Source organism: Antrihabitans spumae, assembly GCF_043944905.1.
In the GTDB taxonomy this organism is placed as follows: Bacteria; Actinomycetota; Actinomycetes; order Mycobacteriales; family Mycobacteriaceae; genus Antrihabitans; species Antrihabitans spumae.
Genome location: NZ_JBIMSN010000192.1, coordinates 1 through 2,105 on the forward strand (window position 1 = coordinate 1; position 2,105 = coordinate 2,105).

Sequence of the window (2,105 nt, forward strand, 5' to 3'; positions counted from 1 at the left end):
TCGCCGTCGTTGTCTCCGGTCGTGAGGTACCGCAGCACCTTTTGTCCCACCGCGGCGCATTCGGGACTGTCTGCAACGATCAGTCCGTCTTGGGTGGCGGTGGTAGGCGATCCAGCTTCTACTTCAGTTCCGCACGCACCGCCGAACAGCGTGATGGCCAGTACAACAGTGGCGAGCCGTAGCTTCATCGTGTGATCCTGACACGACAGCGTCGATGACATCCGCCATGCCCCGCGGCCTCGCTCGGCCTCAGCTACGCGCAGTAAGTCGGTCGAACCAGATTGGCAGCTAGGCTGTTGCAAGCGACACCGAGCCGGTTATATGGCGCTCCGCAGTGGGCCTTCGATTGGAATGGCTACCATCGTCGCAGCTTCCATAGAAGTCGAGGGTGCCGGTAAGGACTCGTCATTCGCCCGAGTCCTTATGTAGAGACAGGGTGGACCCCACCAGGTTGTCATAGCTCGACCAGTCGAGCGTGCCAGTGATTATGTTGGCTTGGACCGAGATCTTCCACTCTCCTGCTTCAGCGCAAGTGCCGGTGGATCCGGTTAGCCGACTGCTGAATGAGATAGTGCCGTAGTCGCTAGCGGATTCGCGGATCTCGTATTTGCAATTGACCGTGCCGAGAAACTCCAGAGTCCCCTTCATAGGCGACGTTTCGTCCACATTGAGATGTACGCCGGCGGTCTGGTCGCTGCTGATATAGGCGAACTCTCCGGACCAACTTCCGGAGATTTCAGCGGATTCAGGAGTGCTTAGAGCGGTCGACAGGTCGTCGATAAGTTGGTTGCTTTTCCAAGTGGAGTAGCCCCACCAACCGAGCGCAGCTACGACGCCGAGGGCGATCATCCCTGTGAAGATGGTGATCATTACGAGGAGCGATCGGGTCGACGAAACCTCGTTCTCGACGCTCTGTGACGAGAGTGGGAGCACCGAGCCGCGGTATTGTCCGTGGTCTGGGTCGGTCGAACTCAAATTTCACCACTTTCGGTCCTGCAGATCACGCGTGGTAGGCGGACATGCACAAGACTCTTCGAAGTGCTGCAGCTTAGCTGCACGCAGTGAGAGCGGTGATGGCTAGGAAGACATTGCTGGCGCCCTCCGGGGGTGTGGTGCCTCATTCGTTCGACTCCCTCTCTGCGTCCAAATCAGTGCGGATCATTTCATCCCACAGCCGGGGGCGGCGTCCCCTGATTGGCAGACAGTCAGCTGAGTTTGCATGCCTCTTCCGTCGATCGGCAGCTTCAGCGAATGTCAGCAACCGCGCCCGTCGCCGAATTCGAACGACTGTCCCGATCATCTCACCTACCAGAACCAAATCGAACACACGTGCTAACATCTGGCTGCGGGTCAATGGCGTCCGTCAGGACGCGGGAAGCATTGACCCGCATCAATTAGTCGTAGCGCCGCGTCCCGGCCAAGCCTTTCGGGAGCCAACATTGTTCGAAACTTGGCCGCTGTCCTTCGACCCACCAGCACACCGAGACGTCTCGCCACCCATCCCAGTAGTAATTCAGCTCAACGCCGCGATTGCTCGCAATCCCCCAGGCCTCGGCACCAGCAGACCTCTACGCGTGCGGGCCGAGGGCCTAGATCTCGACCAAAACGTGTCAGGGCTTTTACATGCGTGGGCGCGCGTCTCATCAGGCGAATGGCTCTGTCTTCTCAGCTTCAGAGTCAGCACCGGAAATCAGCGAGGCTACCTGGACATGAAGCAATGGTGCCCGGCTGAGTCCGCAACTCCGGACGGCAATTCTTCTGGGCTGCAACCTAATCCATAGGTACACACGCTCAACTGACGTGCTAACAGCAGTGAGCTACCGTCGTATCGCGAGCATCTGGACGACTGTGAACACCGGCACGGAGCACACATGTGGTACCTGCTGATTCCTACGGCACTGCTAGTGCCGGCCGCTGTGGTCTACGGCTACGGCCTGACCTTCCTCATCTACTGGCTCGCCGCACGTCCATACTTCCGCGACGAACCACCCCAAGCGCAGTCCTTGCACCCTGTGCGGAGGCCCGGCGATCAAGAATGACTGACACTTGTCATTTGCCAGGGTGATGGGACCACCTGCTTGCCACTAGCATGGGACCACCTTGGA

The 2,105-nt window shown here is 58.9% G+C and carries 3 protein-coding genes; 1 reads left to right on the forward strand and 2 read right to left on the reverse strand.

The window, feature by feature from the left end:
* Both ACHIRB_RS31175 and ACHIRB_RS31180 read right to left on the reverse strand, forming a co-directional pair.
* Nucleotides 1-188, reverse strand: a 188-nt coding sequence (locus ACHIRB_RS31175; protein ID WP_395127858.1) for a hypothetical protein, incomplete at its 3' end; no start/stop codon positions are given.
* A gap of 217 nt (nt 189-405) precedes the next feature.
* A complete protein-coding gene (locus ACHIRB_RS31180; RefSeq protein WP_395117853.1) occupies nt 406-870 on the reverse strand; it encodes a hypothetical protein in 465 nt (154 codons plus the stop codon).
* Between the two features lie 1,001 nt (nt 871-1,871).
* Here ACHIRB_RS31180 and ACHIRB_RS31185 point away from each other — a divergent pair.
* Nucleotides 1,872-2,039: a hypothetical protein gene (locus tag ACHIRB_RS31185; protein WP_395117851.1), complete on the forward strand. Its 168-nt coding sequence runs from the start codon at nt 1,872-1,874 to the stop codon at nt 2,037-2,039.
* Nucleotides 2,040-2,105 lie beyond the last annotated feature (66 nt).

Coding starts and splice junctions, on each gene's coding strand:
- ACHIRB_RS31185 (WP_395117851.1), top strand. CDS start 1,872: ATGTGGTACCTGCTGATTCCTACGGCACTGCTAGTGCCGGCCGCTGTG.
- ACHIRB_RS31180 (WP_395117853.1), bottom strand. CDS start 870: ATGATCACCATCTTCACAGGGATGATCGCCCTCGGCGTCGTAGCTGCG.